This is a genomic window from Dictyoglomus sp. DH (assembly GCF_055181375.1).
Genome location: NZ_CM143706.1, coordinates 35,113 through 56,898, shown reverse-complemented (window position 1 = coordinate 56,898; position 21,786 = coordinate 35,113). Strand labels below are relative to the sequence as shown.

General features: G+C 31.7%; 23 protein-coding genes and 1 pseudogene. 13 read left to right on the top strand and 11 right to left on the bottom strand.

Annotated elements, in window-relative coordinates:
- The gene (locus tag ACY3JJ_RS00275) at nt 1-1,005 is read left to right on the top strand and encodes a helix-turn-helix transcriptional regulator (protein ID WP_463091823.1); all 1,005 of its coding nucleotides are present in this window, start codon (nt 1-3) and stop codon (nt 1,003-1,005) included.
- A gap of 46 nt (nt 1,006-1,051) precedes the next feature.
- Here ACY3JJ_RS00275 and ACY3JJ_RS00270 read toward each other — a convergent pair whose 3' ends face one another.
- The 3 genes from ACY3JJ_RS00270 to ACY3JJ_RS00260 are packed head-to-tail and all read right to left on the bottom strand — an operon-like array spanning nt 1,052 to nt 3,093.
- Complete coding sequence (locus ACY3JJ_RS00270; RefSeq protein ID WP_463091822.1) at nt 1,052-1,834, bottom strand: ABC transporter permease; 783 nt, start codon at nt 1,832-1,834, stop codon at nt 1,052-1,054.
- A 1-nt stretch (nt 1,835) separates the two neighbouring features.
- Nucleotides 1,836-2,852 (bottom strand): ATP-binding cassette domain-containing protein, encoded by a 1,017-nt coding sequence (locus ACY3JJ_RS00265; RefSeq protein WP_463091821.1) that lies wholly within the window; start codon nt 2,850-2,852, stop codon nt 1,836-1,838.
- On the bottom strand, nt 2,839-3,093 hold the full coding sequence (locus ACY3JJ_RS00260; RefSeq protein ID WP_463091820.1) for an AbrB/MazE/SpoVT family DNA-binding domain-containing protein: 255 nt from the start codon (nt 3,091-3,093) through the stop codon (nt 2,839-2,841). The genes ACY3JJ_RS00265 and ACY3JJ_RS00260 overlap by 14 nt, the downstream gene beginning before the upstream one ends.
- A 160-nt stretch (nt 3,094-3,253) precedes the next feature.
- Here ACY3JJ_RS00260 and ACY3JJ_RS00255 point away from each other — a divergent pair, with 160 nt between their 5' ends.
- From ACY3JJ_RS00255 to ACY3JJ_RS00245, 3 genes are all read left to right on the top strand, one after another.
- Entirely contained in the window at nt 3,254-3,838 is a 585-nt protein-coding gene (locus ACY3JJ_RS00255; RefSeq protein ID WP_463091819.1) for a TetR/AcrR family transcriptional regulator, read from the top strand.
- A complete protein-coding gene (locus ACY3JJ_RS00250) occupies nt 3,835-4,848 on the top strand; it encodes an NAD-dependent epimerase/dehydratase family protein (RefSeq protein ID WP_463091818.1) in 1,014 nt (337 codons plus the stop codon). Before ACY3JJ_RS00255 ends, ACY3JJ_RS00250 begins: the two co-directional genes overlap by 4 nt.
- A gap of 108 nt (nt 4,849-4,956) precedes the next feature.
- The gene (locus tag ACY3JJ_RS00245; RefSeq protein WP_463091817.1) at nt 4,957-6,606 is read left to right on the top strand and encodes a Na/Pi cotransporter family protein; all 1,650 of its coding nucleotides are present in this window, start codon (nt 4,957-4,959) and stop codon (nt 6,604-6,606) included.
- Between the two features lie 31 nt (nt 6,607-6,637).
- Here the strand turns inward: ACY3JJ_RS00245 and ACY3JJ_RS00240 are convergent, their stop codons facing one another.
- The 5 genes and pseudogenes from ACY3JJ_RS00240 to dcd form a co-directional block, all read right to left on the bottom strand.
- Nucleotides 6,638-8,038, bottom strand: a complete 1,401-nt coding sequence (locus tag ACY3JJ_RS00240; protein ID WP_463091816.1) for a mannose-1-phosphate guanylyltransferase/mannose-6-phosphate isomerase — start codon at nt 8,036-8,038, stop codon at nt 6,638-6,640.
- A 67-nt stretch (nt 8,039-8,105) separates the two neighbouring features.
- Nucleotides 8,106-9,137 (bottom strand): annotated as a pseudogene (locus ACY3JJ_RS00235) (L-Ala-D/L-Glu epimerase).
- Nucleotides 9,138-9,140: 3 nt separating this feature from the next.
- Nucleotides 9,141-10,523 carry a glucose-6-phosphate dehydrogenase gene (gene zwf / locus ACY3JJ_RS00230; RefSeq protein WP_463091815.1) on the bottom strand — a complete coding sequence of 461 codons (1,383 nt, stop codon included), beginning with the start codon at nt 10,521-10,523 and terminating at the stop codon, nt 9,141-9,143.
- Between the two features lie 5 nt (nt 10,524-10,528).
- A complete protein-coding gene (locus ACY3JJ_RS00225) occupies nt 10,529-11,398 on the bottom strand; it encodes a hypothetical protein (RefSeq protein WP_463091814.1) in 870 nt (289 codons plus the stop codon).
- A gap of 1 nt (nt 11,399) precedes the next feature.
- Nucleotides 11,400-11,984: a dCTP deaminase gene (dcd, locus tag ACY3JJ_RS00220; RefSeq protein WP_463091813.1), complete on the bottom strand. Its 585-nt coding sequence runs from the start codon at nt 11,982-11,984 to the stop codon at nt 11,400-11,402.
- Nucleotides 11,985-12,148: 164 nt separating this feature from the next.
- On the opposite strand from dcd, the gene ACY3JJ_RS00215 reads away from it, so the two are divergent.
- The 5 genes from ACY3JJ_RS00215 to ACY3JJ_RS00195 all read left to right on the top strand — a co-directional run bounded on the left by ACY3JJ_RS00215 (nt 12,149) and on the right by ACY3JJ_RS00195 (nt 16,971).
- A complete protein-coding gene (locus ACY3JJ_RS00215; protein ID WP_463091812.1) occupies nt 12,149-12,607 on the top strand; it encodes a sigma-70 family RNA polymerase sigma factor in 459 nt (152 codons plus the stop codon).
- A gap of 28 nt (nt 12,608-12,635) precedes the next feature.
- Nucleotides 12,636-12,827, top strand: coding sequence for a hypothetical protein (locus ACY3JJ_RS00210; protein WP_463082782.1), 192 nt, complete (start codon nt 12,636-12,638; stop codon nt 12,825-12,827).
- A gap of 8 nt (nt 12,828-12,835) precedes the next feature.
- Nucleotides 12,836-13,798 (top strand): AAA family ATPase, encoded by a 963-nt coding sequence (locus tag ACY3JJ_RS00205; protein WP_463082781.1) that lies wholly within the window; start codon nt 12,836-12,838, stop codon nt 13,796-13,798.
- Between the two features lie 62 nt (nt 13,799-13,860).
- Nucleotides 13,861-14,895 (top strand): DUF58 domain-containing protein, encoded by a 1,035-nt coding sequence (locus ACY3JJ_RS00200; RefSeq protein ID WP_463091811.1) that lies wholly within the window; start codon nt 13,861-13,863, stop codon nt 14,893-14,895.
- Between the two features lie 36 nt (nt 14,896-14,931).
- Nucleotides 14,932-16,971 carry a transglutaminase TgpA family protein gene (locus tag ACY3JJ_RS00195; protein WP_463091810.1) on the top strand — a complete coding sequence of 680 codons (2,040 nt, stop codon included), beginning with the start codon at nt 14,932-14,934 and terminating at the stop codon, nt 16,969-16,971.
- Here the strand turns inward: ACY3JJ_RS00195 and ACY3JJ_RS00190 are convergent.
- The 3 genes from ACY3JJ_RS00190 to ACY3JJ_RS00180 are packed head-to-tail and all read right to left on the bottom strand — an operon-like array spanning nt 16,933 to nt 18,474.
- Entirely contained in the window at nt 16,933-17,352 is a 420-nt protein-coding gene (locus ACY3JJ_RS00190; RefSeq protein WP_463091809.1) for a hypothetical protein, read from the bottom strand. The genes ACY3JJ_RS00195 and ACY3JJ_RS00190 overlap by 39 nt on opposite strands.
- Nucleotides 17,349-17,954 (bottom strand): DUF6062 family protein, encoded by a 606-nt coding sequence (locus ACY3JJ_RS00185; protein WP_463091808.1) that lies wholly within the window; start codon nt 17,952-17,954, stop codon nt 17,349-17,351. The genes ACY3JJ_RS00190 and ACY3JJ_RS00185 overlap by 4 nt, the downstream gene beginning before the upstream one ends.
- Entirely contained in the window at nt 17,941-18,474 is a 534-nt protein-coding gene (locus ACY3JJ_RS00180) for a CDP-alcohol phosphatidyltransferase family protein (RefSeq protein ID WP_463091807.1), read from the bottom strand. Before ACY3JJ_RS00180 ends, ACY3JJ_RS00185 begins: the two co-directional genes overlap by 14 nt.
- A 185-nt stretch (nt 18,475-18,659) precedes the next feature.
- Between ACY3JJ_RS00180 and ACY3JJ_RS00175 the strand changes: the two genes are divergently transcribed.
- The 4 genes from ACY3JJ_RS00175 (at nt 18,660) to ACY3JJ_RS00160 (ending at nt 21,777) form a co-directional block, all read left to right on the top strand.
- Nucleotides 18,660-19,577 carry a peptidoglycan DD-metalloendopeptidase family protein gene (locus tag ACY3JJ_RS00175; protein ID WP_463091806.1) on the top strand — a complete coding sequence of 306 codons (918 nt, stop codon included), beginning with the start codon at nt 18,660-18,662 and terminating at the stop codon, nt 19,575-19,577.
- Between the two features lie 18 nt (nt 19,578-19,595).
- Complete coding sequence (locus ACY3JJ_RS00170; RefSeq protein ID WP_463091805.1) at nt 19,596-19,982, top strand: bactofilin family protein; 387 nt, start codon at nt 19,596-19,598, stop codon at nt 19,980-19,982.
- Nucleotides 19,983-20,112: 130 nt separating this feature from the next.
- Entirely contained in the window at nt 20,113-20,616 is a 504-nt protein-coding gene (locus ACY3JJ_RS00165) for a gamma carbonic anhydrase family protein (RefSeq protein WP_463091804.1), read from the top strand.
- 6 nt (nt 20,617-20,622) lie between these two features.
- Nucleotides 20,623-21,777, top strand: a complete 1,155-nt coding sequence (locus ACY3JJ_RS00160) for a pyridoxal-phosphate-dependent aminotransferase family protein (protein ID WP_463091803.1) — start codon at nt 20,623-20,625, stop codon at nt 21,775-21,777.
- Nucleotides 21,778-21,786 lie beyond the last annotated feature (9 nt).

Here is a 21,786-nt window from a genome sequence, read left to right as displayed (position 1 = left end):
ATGAAAAGAACTTTAAAAATAAGTTCTCGAAAAGTTTTTGCAAGAATAAGTCTTATTCTAAAATACTTATCTGAACGTGATAATATAAGCTTGAAAGATATAAAAAGAAGGTTAAAGGAAGACTTAGGATTGTCTGTAAGTGATAGAACAATAAAGAGAGATATTCGTACTTTAAGAGAAGATTTAGGTTTTAAGATTCTTTATAGTAGAAAAAAGAATGGATATTATTTTGAAAAGAAACCTGAATTTTTCTTTCCCAAATTAACTGAAGGTGAAATTTTTACGCTTATTATTACAGCCAATTTAATTAACCAGTTTAAAAATACTCCTCTTGAAAAAGATTTTGAAAGCCTACAAAAGAAATTAGAAGCCATATTAACTGATAAGGTAGTTATATCTTCAGAAAGATTGCGAATGGCTCTTTCTATACCTTTTAACTTTATTAAGCCAAAAGTTGATATTAAAGATACTTTTGAGAAAATTTTTAGAGCAATTACACAGAAAAATAGAATATTAATAAAATATCATACTATTTCTTCTGATGAGGTGAAAGAAAGAAAGGTTGATCCTTACCATATATACAATTATGAGGGGATATGGTATTTTTGTGGATTTTGTCATTTAAGAAATGAGATAAGGGATTTTGCTTTAGATAGGATTGAAAGTGTAAAAATTTTAAAAGAGAAGTTTGAGATGCCTAAGGATTTTAATTTTTATGAGTATATTAAATCAGCTTTTAGAATATATAAGGGCAGTGCAACAACAGTGAAAATAAAGTTTGATTCATATCAAGCAAGATGGATTAAGGAAAGAATATGGCATGAGACACAAAAAATTGAAGAGCTTGATGATGGAAGCATATTATATGAGGTTACAGCTAATGAGGAAGAGATAAAAAGATGGGTCATAGGTTATGGATCACACGCTGAAGTTTTAGAACCTAAATCCTTAAAAGATTCTATAAAAGAGGAACTTAAGAAAATGATTGAGATTTATAATATATAGAATAGATTTTAAAGAGGGGAAACTTACTTTCCCCTCTTTTTTAAATTTAAGCTATACTTCTATTGAATTCATGCCTTGCAATAAATAACATTAATAATGCTAAAAATGTTACATATAAGAACCCTTTTATTAAATCTCCTATTTCCCATCCTGATATTACAAGAGTTCTTAATGGGTTTACTACATAGGTTATAGGATTAAATCTGGCTATAGTAGCGAGCCAGTCTGGCATAACTTGAATTGGAAACATGGCACTACTGGAGAACATAAGAGGCATGGTGAGGAAGTTGATAACTGCAGTTAAAACCTCCATGGTTTTTATTCTTGATGCAATAGCTATAGATAGTCCTGCCATTGTAAAGTTAAAACATGCGGCAAGAAATATTATAATTATTATGCCTGAAATTCCTGTAGAAAATTCTACTCCAAATAAAGTTGCTATGATAATTATTATTAATGATTGAAAGGCTCCTTGAATAGCGGTAGCAAGCATTTTACCAAGTGGTATAGCAGTCCTTGATATGGGAGATGCTAACATTTTATGAAGATATCCCCATCTTCTATCCCATACAACGGAAATACCTCCAAATATTCCCCCAAAAAGAGAGGTCATGACTATAATACCTGGAGTCATAAAGGATAGGTAGTTTGCACCTCCAAAAGCTTGTCTACTAAACGGGTTATCCGTTAATTTGGCCATAACGTTACCCATTAAAGCAAGCCAAATTAGTGGTTGAAATATTGTTACCAATATCCTTACTTTTTGATCAAGCCAATGTTTAAGTTCTCTACACATTACAGAATAAGTATCATAAATTAGTTTCCTCATATTACCTCGTCCTCCTCACTAATCTTCTCATTCTCATGGCATCTTCTCTTGAACCTTCCTCATCTCTGAACTCTTTTCCGGTATATGCTAAATAAACGTCATCTAGAGAAGGTTTTTTCATGGTTATTGATGTTATGTTAATATCCATCTCAAAAGCGATTGAGAAAATGACTGGAATTAATCTCTCAGCATTGGAAGCGACTATATTGCATTTACCATCTTTTGAACTAACATTTTTGACAGGGTCTAAACTTTTTATCTTTTCTCTAAATCTTTCTAATTTTTCTGGTATATTATCTTCTATGGTTAAAAGTATGAGATCTCCTCCAATAGAGTTTTTTAGATTTTTAGGAGTATCTAATGCCTTTATTTCTCCTTTATCAATAATAGCAATTCTATCGCACAAAGAGTCGGCCTCTTCCATATAATGGGTAGTAAGAAATATGGTCATTTTGTTTTCTTTTCTTATTTTTTGTACATATTCCCATATATCTTGTCGTGTTTGAACATCAAGACCTAATGTAGGTTCGTCTAAAAACAGGATTTTGGGTCTATGAATTAGTCCCATAGCAATATCTAATCTTTTTCTCATTCCTCCTGAATATGTTTCTGCTTTGTCCTTGGCTCTATCATAAATTTTAAGTAGTTTTAATAATTCTTCTGCTCTCTCTTTTATTACGTCTTTAGGTAGATGATAGAACCTACCCTGAAGATACATGTTTTCCCAACCTGTTAGAGAATCATCTACAGTAAGGTCTTGGGACACATATCCTATAACTTGTCTCACTTGGTTTGGTTGATGAACTATATCATATCCCAATATTTTGGCAGTACCACGTGTAGGCTTTAGTAGAGTTGTAAGCATCATTATTGTAGTGCTTTTTCCTGCCCCGTTTGGTCCTAAGAATCCAAAGATTTCTCCTTCTTCTACTTCAAAAGATATACCCTTAACTGCTTCTATATTTCCAAAGGGAGAATAGTAAGTTTTTGCTAAGTCTTTTACTTCAATCACCTTCATCCTTTTTACCCTCCTTTAATGTGGAGATAAACTTTTCAATTTCTGAAAGGTCCTTACTAATTTCTGAGAAAATTTCCAATAATTCTTCTGCCTTTATTATCATTAGTCCTGCTTTTGGCCCAAAGCTCATTATGATTAATTTGTCGCCAGGTTTTAAATTAAATTCTTCACGAGCTTCTTGAGGAATTACAATCTGTCCTCTTTCACTGAGAGTAGCTATTCCGAATATTTTTCTTTTCAATCTGTTTTACCTCCTTTATTTATCATATTTATCATACTATTAATTATAGAACTACTAAATATGAAAAACAAGGATAATAAGTTAAATCTGTAGTACATTTTTGTTATTTTTATGTTATAATATAATACCGACTGGTTGGTATGAAGGAGGATATTAAAAAATGGATACAAGAGAAAGGATCATTATGGTTGGAGAAGAATTGTTTTCTCAGAGAGGTTATGATGCTACAAGTGTTTCTCTTATATGTGAAAGGGCAGGAGTTAGTAAAGGGGCTTTTTTCCATTATTTCTCTACTAAGGAGGAGTTTTTTTTAGAGATTCTTGATAGATGGCTTTCAGATCTTTCACAAAGAATTGAAAGTTATTTTAAAGAGCAGGACAAAGTTATAAATGGGTTATTAAGGACCACGATTATTTTTGAGGATATATTTAAAGAATCTAAGGAAAAATTTTATCTCTTTTTGGAATTTCTTAGAAAAGGAATTAACGATGAAAGGATTCTTAATAAGCTTGGAGACTATTTTAGAAAATATAAAGAGTATTTTTCTCTTTTAATAGAGAGGGGGAAAAGGGAAGAAAGCTTTAAAGATATAGATTCAGAAATATTCTCATCACTTATAATTTCTTATTCAATAGGTATTATATTACAGCAGATTTTTGATAGGGATTCCGATTGGGGAAGGATAAGTAGAGAAGGTGTGAATTTGATAATTTCAAGTATAAGAAAGGAGGAATCAAAGTTATGAAGGTTTTTATAACTGGTGCCTTTGGGAACATAGGTTTAAGTGCTATTGAGGAGATGATTAAACAGGGAGATAAGGTAAGGTGTTTTGATTTAAAAAATAGGAGAAATGAGAGGATCTTTAAAAATTTGAAAAAGAAATATGGAGATAGTATTGAGGTATATTGGGGAGATATAAGAAATAAAGATGAGGTAAAAAGGGGTATAGAAGGACAGGATGTGGTAGTACATCTTGCTTTTATTATTCCGAAACTTTCTGCAACAGGAATGGAATCTGAGAAGGTACCTGATATTGCTTATCAGATTAATGTCTTAGGTACCAAAAATATAATCACTGCAATGGAGGAATTACCTTTTCCCAAGAAGTTAATCTTTACCTCTTCTGTACACGTGTATGGTTTCACTCAACATCTTAATCCTCCAAGAAAAGCTGATGATCCTGTAAATCCACCTGAGCATTATTCAAAGCATAAGGTTGAATGTGAAAATATGATTAAAAAATCTAATTTAGAGTGGTGTATATATAGACTTGCAGCTTCTCTTCCTATTAATTTAAAGCTTGATGTGGGTATGTTTGATGTACCTCTTAATAACAGAATGGAGTATGTGCATACAAAAGATGTGGGGTATGCAATTGCTAAAGGTGTTAGAAGGGAGAATGTATGGAGAAAGGTGTTACTTATTGGGGGAGGCCCAAGATGCCAATATTATTATAGGGAGATAGTAGAAAAAGTATTGGAAGGAATAGGAGTAGGAATGCTTCCAGAGGAAGCATTTTCTAATGTTCCTTTTGCTACTGATTGGATGGATACTAAAGAAAGTGAGGAACTTTTACATTATCAGAGGAGAACCATAGATGATTATGTGGAAGATGTAAAGAAAAGTTTAGGATTTAGATTGTTTTTTATAAAACTTTTTAGGCCAACGATAAGATATTTATTACTTAAAAAATCCCCATATTATAGGAAAAGACCAATAAGCTTAAGAGTTATCTGGGAAGGATACAAATTGTAAAATTTTCTTTAAAGATGATTAAAAATATATTAAAAATCAAGGTAGGTGATTTATTAATGGTATAATACGAATGGTCATATAATTTTTACATAAAGGAGAAAGATGTCTATGGAAGGATTTCCTTTGTCTTACAGAGAAGTAGGGCTTCTTTTAGGTGGTTTTAGCCTCTTCCTTTATGGAATCCTCCAAATGAGCTCAGGCCTTGAAAAAGCTGTTGGACCCCGTCTCAGAAGTATTTTTGAAAGACTCAATTCTTCACCCTTTAAAGGACTTTTTATTGGAGCTTTAGTTACTGCTATTGTGCAAAGTAGTAGTGCGGTTACTGTTTTAACTGTTACATTTGTTAATGCTGGACTTTTAACCTTAGAAGGAGCTTTGGGGATAATTTTTGGGGCTAACATTGGTACTACTATTACTGCTCAATTGGTAGCCTTTAAACTTACCACAGCAGCTCCTTACTTTCTCTTTATTGGATTCTTAACTTTGTTTTTAGGACGTAGAAAATATGTAAGAAATGTGGGAGAGGCTATTTTAGGTTTTGGTATGATTTTTATGGGACTTTTTCTTATGGAGTCATCTCTTCATGCATTAAGATCATGGAGTCCTTTTCACAATGCAATAATAGCCATGGGAAGATATCCTATACTAGGTATCCTAACTGGTGCGGGAATAACAGCAATAATACAAAGCAGTAGTGTTACAACAAGTATAGTGGTAGCTCTTGCAGCAAAAGGAGCTATGGATTTTTCCTCAGCAGTACCTATAATTTTAGGCGCCAATATTGGTACATGTGTTACTGCTCTTTTAGCATCTGTAGGGACTAATATTTCTGCAAAAAGAACTGCCCTTGCTCATCTATTTTTTAATGTAATAGGAGTTTTATTAATCTTTCCATTTTTGAATTTCTTTGAAAAAGTGGTATCTATGACTTCTTCAGATGTAGCACGACAAGTAGCTAATGCTCATACCATATTTAATGGGATTTGGGCTTTTATATGGATCTTCTTTACTAAACAATATGCAGGAATAATAAGGAAAATCCTACCAGGAGAAGAGAGAGTATATAAAAAAGAAGCTTCTTTTCTTAAGTCTCAACTTTTAGATACACCATCTGCTGCATTAGAAGCAGCTAAAAACGAACTCGTAAGAATGGTGGAAATAGTTGAAGACATGTATAATCTTACAATGGATGCACTCTTTAAAAATTCCACACAAAACTACAAGGATGTGCTTATTATGGAAGATATCACGGATGGTTTAAAAGCTTCTCTTATAAACTATCTGACTCAGCTTTCTACAGACTCTTTATCTGAAGGGGAAGCTAAAGAGCTTAATGCAATTTTAAGGGCAGTAGACGATGTGGAAAGAATTGCAGATCATCTTACCAATGTAATGGAAAAGGTGGAGGTGAAAAATTCAGAGAGAGTAGAATTTACAGAATTTGCATGGAAAGATTTATCAGAGTTAAGAGAATTGTTATATGAAAATATAAGAGATTCTTACAGTATGATAAAGGATAGTACTGTATCTTATTTGGATGAGGTTTTATTAAGGGAGGAAAGAATTGACTATAAAGTAAGGCAATCAAAAGAAAACCATATTGAGAGAATTAAAAAGGGTATTTGTAATCCTATAGCAGGAATAATATTTAGCGATTTATTGATAGATTTAGAGAGAATTAGTGATCATTGTGTAAATATTGCACAAGAGTTTTATGAAGTGAATCGAGTAAAAAGAGAAAAAGTAATTTTGAGATAAAAATAATAAAAAGGTAGGAACCGTCTGGTTCCTACCTTAATTTTTCTTCTAATTCTTCTTCATCTCTGGTAAATATTTCAATATCTTCATCGAATAAGATATCTCCACTTTGTATCTCAATTATTTCTAAAGGGGTGTCTTCTGCGTTTATAAGTTGGTGCTTTCTCCCTTTTGGTACAAATATACTTTCTCCTTCGTATATAAAATATTTTCTATCATCTATTATTACTTCTGCAGTACCTTTTATAATTATCCAGTGTTCTGACCTGTTTCTGTGAAGATGATAAGTTAGGGATGCTCCTTTGTTAATAGTTAACTTTCTTATAATATAGCCTTTATTTTTTTCAAGAATTTTGTACATTCCCCACGGTCTATATACCTCAGTATGGAATATAATTTCGTTTCTTTTTTCTTCTTCAAGCTTTTCAAGAAGCTTTTTAACTTCTTGTCCTTTACCCCTTTTGCTAATAAGTATGGCGTCATCTGTTTCAATAATTATTGCATCTTCGATCCCTATAACGCTTACTAATCTTTTATTACTAAATATTAGAGAATTTTTAGTGTCTAAGGTATAAACATCTCCTAAAACTACATTTCCATATTCGTCTTTTTCTTTTACTTCATAGAATGAATCCCAAGAGCCTAAGTCACTCCATATTATTTCCATGGGGATCAAAGCTACTTTATTACTTTTTTCCATGATTGCATAATCAATAGAGATATTGGGCATTGAATCAAAGTTTTCAATAATTTCTTTATAACTCTTAGAAAGATTCGAATAAATTTCAGGAGAATGCTTTTTAAATTCTTCTAAGATGGTGGAAATTTTAAAAGCAAAAATTCCAGCATTCCAATAATAGGAGCCTTCCTTTAAATATTTTTCTGCTGTTTCTAAGGATGGTTTTTCAACAAATCTTTCTACTTTTGTGTATCTACCTAAGTTTTCTCCTGCTTTTATATATCCGTAGCCTGTTTCTGGTTTTGTAGGTTTAATTCCAAAGGTTACTATATATCCATCCCTTACTGCAGAAAGGCCACTTTTCATATATTCAATAAATTTTTCCTTTGGCTCTATTAAATGGTCAGATGGGAAGACAAATACCTCTTCATCTGTATCAGTATGTAGTCTTTCTAATATATATTTACAAGCTAAAGCAATAGCTGGAGCAGTATTTCTCCCAATAGGCTCCAATATTATATTTTTTGAAATATCTTTGGAGGACTTATCTGTTATACTTTTTATAAAATAGAAATATTCTTTGTTTGTTATAGTTACTATATCCTGAGGTTGTACTAGATCTAAAATTCTTTCATAAGTTAGTTCTAATAATGATTTGTCAGAGATTAATTTAATAAATTGTTTTGAAAATCTTTCACGAGAAAGTGGCCAAAGTCTTGTACCTTTTCCTCCTGCAAGTATTACAGCCTTCACTGTTACACCCCCTTTTATGATTTATTGATGGATAAAATGCATATATATTATAACATAATATATATGGTTAATTAACTCCGTAATATGGTATCTTTACTTTATATTTACCCCTAAATTTATCTTCTTTTAGCATGAAAACACTATCTAAATCGTGAAAAGTAAAAGCTCCTGTTCCAAGGGCAAAATGAATACTTTGATTAATCCCAAGACTTGATTCTCCCATGCATCCTATCATTAAGCCTATATGCGATGCTTGAGCTATTTCAACTATGGTCAAAGCATCAGATATCCCACATTTCATAAGTTTAATATTTATGTAATCTACTGCCTCATTTTTTATTAAATCCAATACATCGTATTTATTTTTTGCGCTTTCATCAGCTCCTATTGGATAGGGAGAATTAAATCTTACCAACTTTAAACCTTCCTTATCGTGGATAGGAACAGGCTGTTCTAATAAAGCTATGTCAATTCCTTTTTGGAAAAGTTTTTGGGTAAATAGAATGGCTAACTTAGGTGTATAGGAAGTATTAGCATCTAAAATATATGTGGCACCTTTTGTTCTTTTGTATATCTCTTACATAACTTCTAGATCTTCATGAATGTTCTTTCCAATTTTTATCTTTAGTATTCTAAAGCCTTCTTTATAGGCTTTTTCTGCTTCAGTAATTCTTTCTTCTATGGATGCTATACCTATAGTTTTATCTGTTTCAATTATATCTTTCATCCCTCCAAAAAATTCGCAAACATGTATTCCAAGTTCTTCGCATAGGGCATCAAGGACAGCATATTGTATGCCTGTTTTCAAACTTGGATAGGAAAAGAATTTGTCTATTTTTTCAAAGATTCTTTTATATTTCCTGGTATTTTCTCCTTTTAAAGCGTCATTTATTGCCTTCTCTAACCTTAATAATGCCTCTACCCTTTCTCCTGAAACTCTAAAAGAGGGAGATGCTTCACCAAATCCCGTGTACCCTTCTTCTGTTTCTAAAATTACATCTATATTATGAGTACTGACAGATGTTCCTACTGATATGCTAAAGGGTTTGATATATTCAAAACTATTTTTCTTAAATTTAATAGATTTTATTATTCCCAAATATTAAAGATACCTCCATTCCCTGCCATCTTTTCTTATAAACTCTTCCGCCTCTTTAGGTCCGTAAGTGTATGGTTCATATATAGGGATATTGGGATCATTTTTCCAGAAATCCAATATTGGTTGTACAATCTCCCAAGATTTTTCTATCTCATCTTCTCTTATAAAGAGAGTTTGATCTCCTTCTATGATATCTAAAAATAGGGTTTCATATGCTTCAATGTTAGGTCCGCTCCATTCCATAGATGTAGGCATAGGGCAAGAGAGTATACTCCCTCCTAAGGGACGAAGTTGGAAATTTAAAACTATTTTATTTTCAGGTGCTATTTTAAAACCAATAATATTTTCTTGGGGAATGCAATCTAAAATTTTAGAAAATAAGCCTGGGATTTTTCTAAATACTATGATTACAGAGGTTTCTTTTTTCTTTAATTTTTTACCTGTTCTTAAATAAAAAGGTATGCCATCCCATCTTATATTCTCAATATAAAATTTTACTACCGCATATGTTTCCGTGTTTGATTTATTAAGATTTTCATCTATTAGATATCCTTTGTATTGGCCTCTTACTGCAAAGTTTGGTACTTCTTCATATTTTATCTCTCTAATACTTTTTAAAACTTTTACTTTTTCATCTCTTATTGCCTTTTCATCTATACAGCATGGAGGTTCCATAGCTATGAGAGATAAAATTTGTATTAAATGATTTTGTATCATATCTCTTAAAGCTCCTACTTTATCATAATATCCGAGCCTTCCTTCAACTCCTATGTCTTCTAAGGCGGAGATTTGAATATGATCTATAAAGTTTCTGTTCCATATACCTTCAAATATTATGTTGGAGAATCTTAAGCCAAAGATGTTCTGTACTGTTTCCTTACCGAGAAAATGATCTATTCTATATATCTCATCCTCTTTGAAATAATTCTTTAAAAGTTTATTTAGTTTTATTGCTGATTCAAGATCGTATCCAAAAGGTTTTTCAATAACAATTTTTTTCTTATTTGGATAATCTTTTAGAAACTCACCTAAATTTTTAATTATATTTTCAAAGGTAAAAGGAGGAGTAGCAAGATAAAAGATATATTCATCATCTTTATAATTAGATATGACGGTTTTGAGGTTAATATAATCTTCTGGTTTTTCTAGATCTAATTTAACAAAATCGAAAAGGGCTGAAAAATTGTTATCTTCTGATTTTATAGATTCCTTTAATATCTTATAAAATTCTTCCTTATTTATATTAGGTCTTCTTCCTGTACTTATAATTTTTATGCAATTTACAAGCCTATATTTTTTATAAAGACTATAAAGTACAGGATATATTTTATTCCTTGCCAGATCTCCTAATCCGCCAAAGATAACTATTATGAATTTCTTTTCCATTTAGGTCACCTCAAGATTTTTCTCACCTCATACCCATTTTGGGGATCTACTTTATAGGGAAGTAGAATCCATTCTTCATCATGCATGACCTCAGCATTTGGAATGAGAGTATACATGGGACTTAAAGTCTCTAATTCACAAAAATTAGATGATGTATAAACTTCTATAGCACAGTTATCATCTGGATAAAGAGCTCCTTCTATATAATTAAACTTCTTTATAAAAGTATAATTATCCGTTGTAACTCCAACGAAACCCTCGTAACCAGCGGTACCTACTTTTCCTTCTTCTCCTGAAGGATAAATGAAAAAGAGATCTTCTTCTGGTACAAATTGACTACTTTTTATATTTGTACTACTTGATTCACCCCATTTTTGCCAATAAATAATCTTTTTAAGCTGCCAATCTCCTCTTGTGCCCCATGGGAAAAAGATAATGCCCTTTTTAGGGGGAATACAGGTTAAAGCCCATATGGCTCCAGGATATAGAGTTTTACTTTTGTTTGTTAGGATATGTCTTACAATAAAATTACCATTTTTCTCTAAAATGCTTAATTTCTTTTCCATTTGGGTGATAGGGTCAAAGGAAATGAAGCTTATTTTATCCTCTTCTTCTACTACTTTACAAGGGCTATTATCAGGATTATAGGTATCCTTAGATTCTGGGGATATCCAAAAACGATGTCCTCCATAAAGTTTCATTTCGCCAATGGATAGTTTTTCTTCTACATCATGAAATAGAACGTTTTCGCCATCCTTAAAACCAAAAAAGAGTATCCTTGGTCCTACATCTGCAGTAACAATCATTTTTAAGTTATTTAATGTAATTTCATAACAAACCTCTCTTTTTCCAAAAGATACTTTTCTCCACTCCATTTTATTTTTCCTCCTTTTTGCAAAAATCTATATCAAGCCTACTGGCAGTTGGCCCTTTTTGATTTTGGTATTTACTTCCCTCTTTTTTATAGTATGGAAGCTCGGCGGGAGATGTGAGTGTATAGAAAGATATTTGGCATATTCTCATGCCTGGATATAGAGCAACAGGTACCCGATTTATATTTGAAAGCTCTAAAGTGATTTGTCCACAGAAACCTGGATCCACATATCCTGCCGTTGCATGTACGATAATACCAAGTCTTCCCAGGCTTGATCTACCATCTACCCTTGCCACTAAATCATCAGGCAGTTTAACTGTCTCAATAGTGGTACCAAGAACAAATTCACCAGGTCTTAAGAAAAAGGGTTTTCCATTTTCTACCTCTATTTTTTCCATTAAATCTTGGGGTTTATCTTGAGAAGGATCTATATATGCTCTACCTTCAACTTTAAAGTGGAGGAAGATATTTCCCAATCTTAAATCTACAGAAGATGGTTGAATCTGTTTTTCTGGGTCATCTAAGGGATGTATGTTTAGTTTTCCTTCTCTTAGATATTTTTTAATATCTCTATCGCTTAATATCAAGATTTGCCCTCCCTTCTTATCTTTTAACTAATTATTATATCACTTTTTATTAGATCAACTATTGTTTAGTTTCAATTTTTATAATTTACTAATAGTAAAAATATACTTGAAAATTTTTCAAATAGTAAATATAATATAGAAAATTTTATGGGAGGAAGGGAAAAATGAATGTAGAAATGTTATTCTTGGCTTATAAACCATTGCTTTACAAATATTTAGGGCTTCTTTTTACAAAGGATATAGATTTTGAGGATTTTAAACAGGAAGGTGAATTAGCATTATTAGAGCTCCTAAAAAGGTATGACCCTCAAAAGGGAGAGTTATCTTCTTACTTAAAAAAGTCTCTGTATTATGCTCTTTTAAGAATAAGGACAAGATTAAAATATGAGGAAGAATATGTGGAGGAATTAGGTGAAATTGAGGTTTACAAAGAAGAAGTACAAGAGGAAAAGATAATTGATTTTTCTTGTTTATCGAAAAGAGAAAAGGAGATATTAATGTTAGTTTATTTCAATAAATTAAGCATAAGAAAGACTGCAAAGATTTTAGGGCTTTCTCCGAGTAGTGTAAAGGTTTATAAAAAGAGGGCTATAAATAAGTTAAGATTTTGGTGTAAAATTTAATTGTGAAAATATTTAAGGAGGTTATGGAATGGAATTTTATAGAGGAATATTAGTTATCCTCTTTATGGGTCTTATTTTAGAGATAGTGGTTTTTATTCATTATATCTCTAAATGGTTTTTCCCATTTGAATTTTATCTAAACATTTTTAATTTTGTCATGACTGTTGGTGGTATCATAGCAGTTATAAGACACATGATTAATAGGTTAAGGAGAGGATAATAGTTATTATGAAGAGTACTATTTTAAATGAGATAATAGAAAAAATAAAGGTTTTAAGAGAGAATGTTAAGAGGGTTATTATAGGAAAAGATGAAATAATTGATTATATGATTGTAGCGTTGATTAGTAAGGGAAATGTACTTTTGGAAGATGTGCCGGGAGTTGGTAAAACTGTACTTGCTAAGGCTTTGGCAGAAAGTATTGAATTAGATTTTAAGAGGATTCAGTTCACACCTGATACTATGCCTTCTGACATTATAGGAGTAAATGTTTTTAATCCTAAAACCTTAGAATTTGAATTTAAGCCAGGACCTATTTTTACTAATATACTTTTGGCTGATGAAATTAATAGAACATCTCCGAGGACTCAAGCAGGTCTCTTAGAGGCTATGGATGAAGGAAAAGTAACTATTGACGGTGTTTTATATTTCTTACCTAAACCCTTTATGGTTATTGCTACGCAGAACCCAAGAGAGCATTTTGGAACTTATCCTTTGCCCGAATCCCAATTAGATAGATTTTTTATTTCCCTTTCTATAGGATATTTACCTTTGGAAAAGGAAGTGGAAATGTTGGAAAATCAAAAACTTTACCATCCTCTTGAAAAAATAGAACCGGTATGGAAGAAGGAAGATCTCTTAAAGGCTCAAGATATAGTGAAAGAGGTTTATATTGATAGGGATATTCTTAAATATATTGTAAATATAACTGATGCTACAAGGAAAGATTCTAATTTTTCCCTTGGGGCAGGGCCAAGGGCCTCTATTGCTTTGATGAGGGGATCTCAAGCTTTTGCTCTACTTGATGGAAGGGAATATGTGATACCAGAGGATGTAATTAAAATGGTTATTCCTGTACTTGTGCATAGAATAGTGCCAGCGGAAGGAGATAATACAACTAGATCTCGTAGAGAAGAGCTTGTGAAAGATATTTTAAAGAAGGTAAAGATACCAAAGGTAAGGGTATTGTGATTTATATTAATTTCACACCATTAGGATTTTTACTCTTTTTTTTAGATGTAATCATTCTATTGGTGAGTATTAATGTTTATTCTGTACCAGTAATTCTAATGTCTTCTTTCATTTTTAGCCTTTTCCTATGGAATCTTTTAGAATTGATATTACAACCTCTTTTTCTGACGTTGGAGATTAAAACTCCAAAACTTGTAATGGAAGGAACTTTAGAAAACATATGCGTATTTATCGAGAATAAAGGTAATATTCCTAAAAGTCAGATTTATATTCTTTTAGGGAAAGATAAGGTTTTTGTGGGAGGATTAAGTAGAAAAGAGAAAAAGGAAATTTCTTTGATGTACAATTTTGAGAAAAGGGGAGTTACATCCTTTAATAAATTGAGAGTCAAATTTACAGGATCCTTAGGACTTTTATATCTTTACAAGAAATATGGAGTAAATGGTATTTCATATGTTTATCCTTTATATTATCCATTGTCTAAGGATCTCTATCTTGTTGGTGAAGGGGGTACAAAAACTTCTTTTTCTATCCCTTCTGTACAAGGAGAAGAATTTCATTCTTTGAGAGATTATCAACCTCAAGATCCTCTAAAAGTAATAGCTTGGAAGGCTTCTGCTAAAAAGGGAAAGCTTCTTTCTAAAAGTTTTGAAAAGTTAACGAGAAAAGAAATTTATATTTTAATAGATAATAAAATAGGTAAGAAGGATAAAGTGGCAGAAAAAGAATTTGATGAGCTTTTAAGATTTGTACATTCTATTGCATTATTATCTTTTTTCTTAAATACCAAACTATTCATAAGGGCTTTGACAGATAAAGAATATATTAATCTAAAAAATATAGAAGATCTAAGGATTTATCTGGCAGAAATGGATCTTAAGGAGAATTCAAAAGAAGATTGTTCATATGATCATAATAAGGTAGATTTGGTTTTCTCACTGGATTACTTATTCTGGGATGGGAAAATTGGCCATAAAAACTTTATAGGGGTTGAATTTCATGAAGAGAATATTTTTAGCAAGAATTTTATGATCTATACATTAAAAGAAGATCCTCAGGAATTTTTAAATAGGTTTTTGTTTATTACACAAGCTTGAAAAAACTTATTGGAGTGAAGTAAAATCATTAAGGTTATGGAAAGGAAGAGAATAGATGTTAGAGATAATAGAATTGAAGACTCTATTGCAATAAGACTGGCGATCTTTTATCTTGTTTTTATGTCTATCCTTTCGGTTTGGTATTTCTTAAATCTTTCTGCAGTATATATTGGGGGTATTCTTTTATTTACAGCTTTTGGTTATATTTTTAGTTATCTTCGAAGGAGAAAGAATAATGTAATTCTAAAAATATTTATGACTATTGGTATGCTTTATCTTTTAAGACAGTTTTTTGTGGAACTCATTAAAAATCCTTTTGATCCCAGGTTACCATTAGGAGTTTTTCTTATAAATCTTAATACTCTCCATAGCCTCGATTTACCAACAAGACTTGATTTGTCTTTTTCCTTCTTTATAAGTTTAATTTTGATGGTTATTTCAGGAATTTTTGCCCGTGAAAGCCTTTTTATAGTCTTTATATTATTTTATCTCTTGGGTTTTGTAATTACCTTATTTTTATTAAATAATTACAAACCATCATTTTCAAGGGTAGCAATCTCATTTTTTATCGTATTACTTATAGGTTTTCTACTTTTTCCCATCTTGCCTAAGAATATTCATATAGGTTTTAGACAAGATATAATGTCTCAATTAATTACACGAATTACAAATATTCAAGGAGAATTATCTTCACCTTATAGTATGCAAAATACAAATCTCTATAAATTGCCTGAGGGAAGAAAAATCCCTCCTTTACCTTTTGATAAAGAAGAATATTATGGGTTTGCACCTTTTGTAGATTTAAGACAAAGAGGAATGTTATCCTCCACATTAGTATTTAGAGTACTAACTTCCTGGGAGGTATATCATCGGGGAATTGCTTTGGATACATACAATGGCTTTGGATGGTATCAGAGCGAAGAGGAAATAAAAGATGTGACTACTATGTCTCAGCCATTTCTTTTAAAGAATAATCCTCCCACTGAAAGTATGTTAAATAGAGCTACATATTTTATTGAAAAGGATATACCAAGTAATATAGTATTTTTACCCCATAATAGTCAAAGACTTTATTTCCCGTCTCCCCTGATATTTATAGATGGTGAAGAGGGATGTAGAGCGCCTTTTGATTTACCAAAGGGTCTTATATATACAAGTTTTTATAAGGATATCTATCCGTTAGCTAAGGATCTACTAAATGCTAAAATTCCAGACAAGTATAAGTTTAGAAGATATCTTCAGTTACCAAATCTTCCCAGAAGAATATATGATTTAACCTTTGAAATTACAAAGAGTTACGAAAAGCCATGGGATAAATTGATGGCAATAAAAAAGTATTTAGAAAAATACGAGTATTCTCTTGATATACCTCCCCTTCCAGATGATATGGATGCAGTGGATGATTTTCTTTTTGTTACAAAGAAGGGATATTGTGAACAATTTGCTTCCGCTTTTGCTGTTATGGCAAGAATTATTGGGATTCCATCAAGATTTATTACTGGTTATGGTCCTGGAGATTTGAATCCTTGGACTGGAATGTATGAGGTGAAGGTAAAAAATGCACATGCTTGGGTAGAGGTTTATTTAGAGCCAGTAGGTTGGATTCCTATTGATCCTACACCTTTCACTCCCTTAATAGAAGAAAGAGATAAGTCCCTCTCTGTCAATCTATTAAGTGTACTTTTTGCTTCTATGGGTAAGGTAATTGAGGGTTTATTTGTCCTCTTATATAAGATAACCTTAGAGTATAGATATGTTGTATTTGCTTTATCTATTCTGTTCATTATATGGCTTTTCCGTTATTTAATGGATAGGATTAGGCTTATTCAAGAGGATAGGATTTTTAGAAGAGTTATAAAGAAGCTTAAAAAGAAAGGTTTAATAAAGGATAATATAAGTTTATATGAGATGATGCGCCCTTTGGGAGAAGATGGTATAAAATTTGCTGGTCTGTATTATGCTTTGAAATTTGCTCCTCTTTCTGAAGAAGAGAAAAGAAATTATTTAAATGAGATGAAAGATTATGCTAAGAAAATATTATCTAATCTTTCTGCCCGTTCCCAAAAGAAGATCTAATATTTCCATTACATAATTTTCTTTTAATGAAGTTTGGTTATAACTATAGCTTTCAATGACATTATGTATATGTTTTAAATAATCTTCCCATTCTTTTATTAGTATCTTCCAGGTATTTTCTGGAATTTTATCTTCAAAAATTTTTAGATGGTAAAGGCAAAGATCTGAGAAATCACCATTATAGTATGAAATAATCTTTTTTTCTAATTCGCATATTGGGCATATATCCTCTTTTTGAATTTCTTTATCTTGGTACAATCTGGGATTTAATAATAGGACTTCTTTTAAATGTTCTTTACATAGATAAATGGGTTTATTTAAAGATTTATAGAATTTTTCTTTTTCCTCTTTTATTTTTTTACATATGGGGCATTCTTTCATTTTGCTTTGTTATACCTTATCATTTGAAGTTTTTTTAAGAAAAGCTCTGCATAATCTCTATCCCATGTGAAAGCTTTATAAATATGTTCTGGGTATTTTTTTCTTTTTGTGTTTGAGAAAGGTTTTATCTTTGCATATAGATCTGGAGCTATATTTTTAATAATCTCTTTATGGGGTTGGCAAAAGTCATAGGCATTCTCTTTCCATAATTCAAAACTATCCTTATTTCTAAGTACATCTTCTAAAGCAAGAATATATAGTCTTTCGTATTCCTTTTCCTTTTCGCAAAATATACAAGAGATATTATTAGCTATTATTTTCTTTTTTAGATTTGGTAAGGTGTAATTTTTTATTATATCTTCGTAGATGATACTTATACCTAAGAGGTCATTAAAGGTAATTAGTTGCAAAGAATGCTCCTCACAAAATCCACCTTTTTCTCTTATCTTTCCTCTCAGAGATGGATCATTAACGCTTTCATATAATATATTTTCTATATAACTTCTTAAAGATTTTTGTACTAAAAAGCATAAAGGACAGCCTTCCCAAAAGAAAGCTGTTTCCCAAGATAGATGTAAGAGGCTTTTACTATTTTTTTTCATTTTTGAATATTTTCTTTATTCCTTCAATAAACTCTGGTACCTTTTCTTTTGGAAATCGAGGCCATGTAATAATTATAAGCAGAATTAAATATATTACAATAGAGATTCCTAAAGCTAAATCATTTTTAATAGAAGTATAAATTATCAATCCGTATGGTACTGCTTGGATACCATCTGCTATTGCTTTTGCCTTAAGCCAAGTAAGTAGAATTATAGAGATGATAAGAAAGGATAAAGAAAAGGTTATGGATATAAAGCCTGAAGAAGTAAGATAAAAAAGTACTCCTGCAGATACTGTCATATCTGCATAGAGATCATGTTCTCCGATCCAATCCTTTGGGGCTTTTGACTTTCTTGCTAAGAAACCATCAAGAACATCTGTTATCCAAGCAATTATTAGCCAAATTACAGCATGTTTTAAACCAGCTTTCTTTTTTAAAACCCCTAAATACGATATGATAAATCCTATAAAAAATCTGGTTATTGTTAACGTGTTTGCAAGGTTCTTTAACAAAGTCATATTTTGTTCCTCCTGTAATAGATACCTTATTTTAATAAATTATACTCTTTTTGTTTCATGAGTAAATATGAGGTAAATAAGATAAAATCTTATTTCTTGACACATCTTGTATTCTTTGGTATAATTTTTTACAAAATTTTAATATTTGCTTTGTTAACTTTAATTTTTAACTATATGAGGTAAATATGGCTAAAAAAAGTAGGTGGTGGAAAAGAAAATTTTTTACTATAATGATAATTCCCCATGATGCTTCTACTGCAAAAACACGAAGGATTCATCTCAGTATAATTCTCTTAGTCATATTTGCCATTGTTGGTATAATTAGTACATCTTTAACTCTATATAGGATTGCATCAAACAAATTCAGTAGGGTTAAACATTTGGAAGTATTAGAAGAGGTTACAGAAAAACAAAAAGCTCAAATTAAAGAGATAGAAATATTAAGAGAGAAATTAAAAGAACTGGAGGAAACAGAGAAAAAACTTAAGAGTATTCTTGGTATAAAAGGAAGTCTTCCTCCTCCCAAGGATAAAAAAGTGGTTTCCTTAGGTATTGATTATGCACCTGATATTGATACATATGATTTTCAAAGAAAGATAATAGAAGTAAAAACATTAATTGATGAAAAACAGAGAGAATTGGCACGAGTAGAAAACGAGATTCAACGCCGAAAGAGTCTTCTTGCTGTAACACCTTCCCGTTGGCCTACCTTTGGATTTATATCTTCAGGATTTGGTTGGAGATTTCATCCCATATTTAGGAGGGTTAGATACCATACAGGTATAGATATTGTAACCTTTTGGGGGGCTCCTGTATATGCTACTGCAGATGGGATAGTTTCATATGTGGGATGGGAAAGTGGATATGGAAAAGTTATAAAAATAAACCATGGAAGAGGTATTACTACTTACTATGCTCACCTCTCATCTTATGCTGTAAGAGTTGGCCAATATGTGAAGAAAGGACAATTTATAGGTAGAGTTGGAAGTACTGGAACTAGTATAGGACCTCATTTGCATTATGAGGTAAGAAGAGGGGGTAATCCGGTAAATCCATCCACATACCTTTCGGTGGATATTATTAAGGTTGGTAAATTATATTAGTTTAGGGAGGAGGAAAAGATGTTAGGAAGAAAAGAAAAGCCTGAAGTTATGGATACAGTTGTAGGGGGACAGTCAGAGCTTGAAGGTAAACTTGTTTCTAAAGCTTCTTTAAGAATTGATGGTAGATTTAAAGGAGATATAGAGGCTAAGGAAGCAGTCATTGTAGGAAAGACAGGATTTGTTGATGGTAATATAAAGGCTAATAAGGTGATAATTATAGGTGAAGTGGTTGGCAATATAATCTGTAGAGGTTCTTTAGAAATTCTTTCTACAGGAAAATTTAAGGGGGACTTGAAACTGGGAGGGAAAATATCGGTAGAAGAGGGTGGAGTGTTGCTTGGTAAAACTGAAATTTTGGAAGAGGATAAAATATCTGAGTTTTTTGATATAAATTTATCATCTTAATTAAATTTTAATCTTTACTCTATTGTCACCTTAAATTAGTTTATATTAGAATATAAACCAAGAACTTTTCAATGATGAAAAGGGGAATTCTCGTAGGAGGTTCCCCTTTTTTGTTAAGGAGTATTAAATTATGTTAAAGTCTTTTGAGGGTTTTTATCCTGTAATAGGGGATGAGGTTTTTATTTCTGATAGGGCTGTCGTTATTGGTAAAGTCACACTTAAGAAGGGGGTTAATATCTGGGATTTTGCTGTAATTAGGGGTGATCTTGATTCTATTTTTATTGATGAGTTCTCAAACATACAGGAAAATGTAATTATTCATGTGGATGAAGAAAAACCTGTATATATAGGTAAATATGTTACTGTAGGTCACTCTGCAGTTTTACATGGATGTAAAATTGGGGATAATACTCTTATTGGTATGGGAGCAATAATTCTTGATGGGGCTATTATAGGTGAAAATTCCATTATAGGCGCAGGATCATTAGTACCTCAAGGCAAAGAAATTCCTCCTTATTCTGTTGTTTTGGGAGTACCTGGTAAAGTTGTACGTAGTGTCACAGAGGAGGAAGTTAAAATTATTAGAAAGAATGCGGAGTTATATTATGATTTAAGTAAAAAATATTGGAGGTGAGGATTCATGCCTAAAAACTTTCTACTGATTCCAGGTCCAACTCCGGTACCACAAGATGTACTCTTAGAGATGGCAAGAGAAATGATTAATCATCGTGGTTCAGAGTTTGCCAATATTTTAAAAACTAACACAGATCTTTTAAAGAAAGTATTTAAAACAGAGAATGATGTACTAATATTAACAGCTTCTGGTACTGGTGGTATGGAGGCTGCAGTTGCCAATTTCTTTTCTCAGGGAGATGAGGTTTTAGTAGGAATTTGTGGAGTTTTTGGTGAGAGATTTGCAAAAATATGTAAGGCTTATGGATTAAATGTTAAAACTATAGTTACTGAGCCTGGAAAAGGGATAGAACCAGATGTACTTGAAAAAGCTTTAAAGGAAAATCCTAATGTTAAAGCTGTATTTTTGACCCATAATGAGACTTCCACTGGAGTTACAAATAATTTAAAAGAGCTCGCACCTATTGTAAAAGAAAATCCTGAAAGACTTTTAATTGTAGATGCAGTGAGTTCTTTGGGAGCTATAGATTTACCCACAGATGAGTTAAAGATAGATGTGGTGGTTACTGCTTCTCAAAAAGCATTAGAGACTCCTCCTGGTCTTGCTATGGTATCGGTAAGTGAATTGGCTTGGAAGTTTAATGAGAAGGCAAATTTACCAAGATTTTATTTTGATTTAAGACAAGCAAAGAAATTTTTAGAGGAAGGAGCTACTCCTTTTACTCCAGCTGTTTCTATTTTCTTTGCCTTAAAAAAATCACTTGAAAATATTTTAAATAGAGGTCTTGAAAATAACTTTAAGAGACATAGTTTATTAGGTAAGGCTGTAAGAGAAGCTATAAAAGCTATTGGTGTAACTAAACTTCTTGCAGATGAAAGATGGGCTTCTGATGCAGTTACACCTGTAATTCCTCCTGAGGGTGTGAATCCCGATGATTTGAGAAAATATATAAGAAGTAAGTTTGGAGTTGTTTTGGCAGGAGGACAAGGCAATTTAAAGGGTAGGATATTTAGAATAGGACATGTAGGCTATGTGGAACCTACAGATATAATAGTAGCATTATCTGCAGTAGAAATATCCTTAGAAAATGTAGGATATAAGGGAATAAAAGGGAGAGGAGTACAAGTAGCGGAAGAAATTTTTGCCCAGAATACTAATTAGGAGGGGGGA

What these genes read in the sequence shown, in the direction of transcription:
- ACY3JJ_RS00180 (WP_463091807.1), bottom strand. Translation starts at nt 18,474, where the DNA reads ATGACTTTGTTAAAGAACCTTGCAAACACGTTAACAATAACCAGATTT.
- ACY3JJ_RS00175 (WP_463091806.1), top strand. Translation starts at nt 18,660, where the DNA reads ATGGCTAAAAAAAGTAGGTGGTGGAAAAGAAAATTTTTTACTATAATG.
- ACY3JJ_RS00245 (WP_463091817.1), top strand. Translation starts at nt 4,957, where the DNA reads ATGGAAGGATTTCCTTTGTCTTACAGAGAAGTAGGGCTTCTTTTAGGT.
- ACY3JJ_RS00160 (WP_463091803.1), top strand. Translation starts at nt 20,623, where the DNA reads ATGCCTAAAAACTTTCTACTGATTCCAGGTCCAACTCCGGTACCACAA.
- ACY3JJ_RS00170 (WP_463091805.1), top strand. Translation starts at nt 19,596, where the DNA reads ATGTTAGGAAGAAAAGAAAAGCCTGAAGTTATGGATACAGTTGTAGGG.
- ACY3JJ_RS00250 (WP_463091818.1), top strand. Translation starts at nt 3,835, where the DNA reads ATGAAGGTTTTTATAACTGGTGCCTTTGGGAACATAGGTTTAAGTGCT.
- zwf (WP_463091815.1), bottom strand. Translation starts at nt 10,523, where the DNA reads ATGGAAAAGAAATTCATAATAGTTATCTTTGGCGGATTAGGAGATCTG.
- ACY3JJ_RS00225 (WP_463091814.1), bottom strand. Translation starts at nt 11,398, where the DNA reads ATGGAGTGGAGAAAAGTATCTTTTGGAAAAAGAGAGGTTTGTTATGAA.
- ACY3JJ_RS00205 (WP_463082781.1), top strand. Translation starts at nt 12,836, where the DNA reads ATGAAGAGTACTATTTTAAATGAGATAATAGAAAAAATAAAGGTTTTA.
- ACY3JJ_RS00265 (WP_463091821.1), bottom strand. Translation starts at nt 2,852, where the DNA reads ATGAAGGTGATTGAAGTAAAAGACTTAGCAAAAACTTACTATTCTCCC.
- ACY3JJ_RS00270 (WP_463091822.1), bottom strand. Translation starts at nt 1,834, where the DNA reads ATGAGGAAACTAATTTATGATACTTATTCTGTAATGTGTAGAGAACTT.
- ACY3JJ_RS00195 (WP_463091810.1), top strand. Translation starts at nt 14,932, where the DNA reads ATGGAAAGGAAGAGAATAGATGTTAGAGATAATAGAATTGAAGACTCT.
- ACY3JJ_RS00275 (WP_463091823.1), top strand. Translation starts at nt 1, where the DNA reads ATGAAAAGAACTTTAAAAATAAGTTCTCGAAAAGTTTTTGCAAGAATA.
- ACY3JJ_RS00215 (WP_463091812.1), top strand. Translation starts at nt 12,149, where the DNA reads ATGAATGTAGAAATGTTATTCTTGGCTTATAAACCATTGCTTTACAAA.
- ACY3JJ_RS00255 (WP_463091819.1), top strand. Translation starts at nt 3,254, where the DNA reads ATGGATACAAGAGAAAGGATCATTATGGTTGGAGAAGAATTGTTTTCT.
- ACY3JJ_RS00165 (WP_463091804.1), top strand. Translation starts at nt 20,113, where the DNA reads ATGTTAAAGTCTTTTGAGGGTTTTTATCCTGTAATAGGGGATGAGGTT.
- ACY3JJ_RS00185 (WP_463091808.1), bottom strand. Translation starts at nt 17,954, where the DNA reads ATGAAAAAAAATAGTAAAAGCCTCTTACATCTATCTTGGGAAACAGCT.
- ACY3JJ_RS00210 (WP_463082782.1), top strand. Translation starts at nt 12,636, where the DNA reads ATGGAATTTTATAGAGGAATATTAGTTATCCTCTTTATGGGTCTTATT.
- ACY3JJ_RS00190 (WP_463091809.1), bottom strand. Translation starts at nt 17,352, where the DNA reads ATGAAAGAATGCCCCATATGTAAAAAAATAAAAGAGGAAAAAGAAAAA.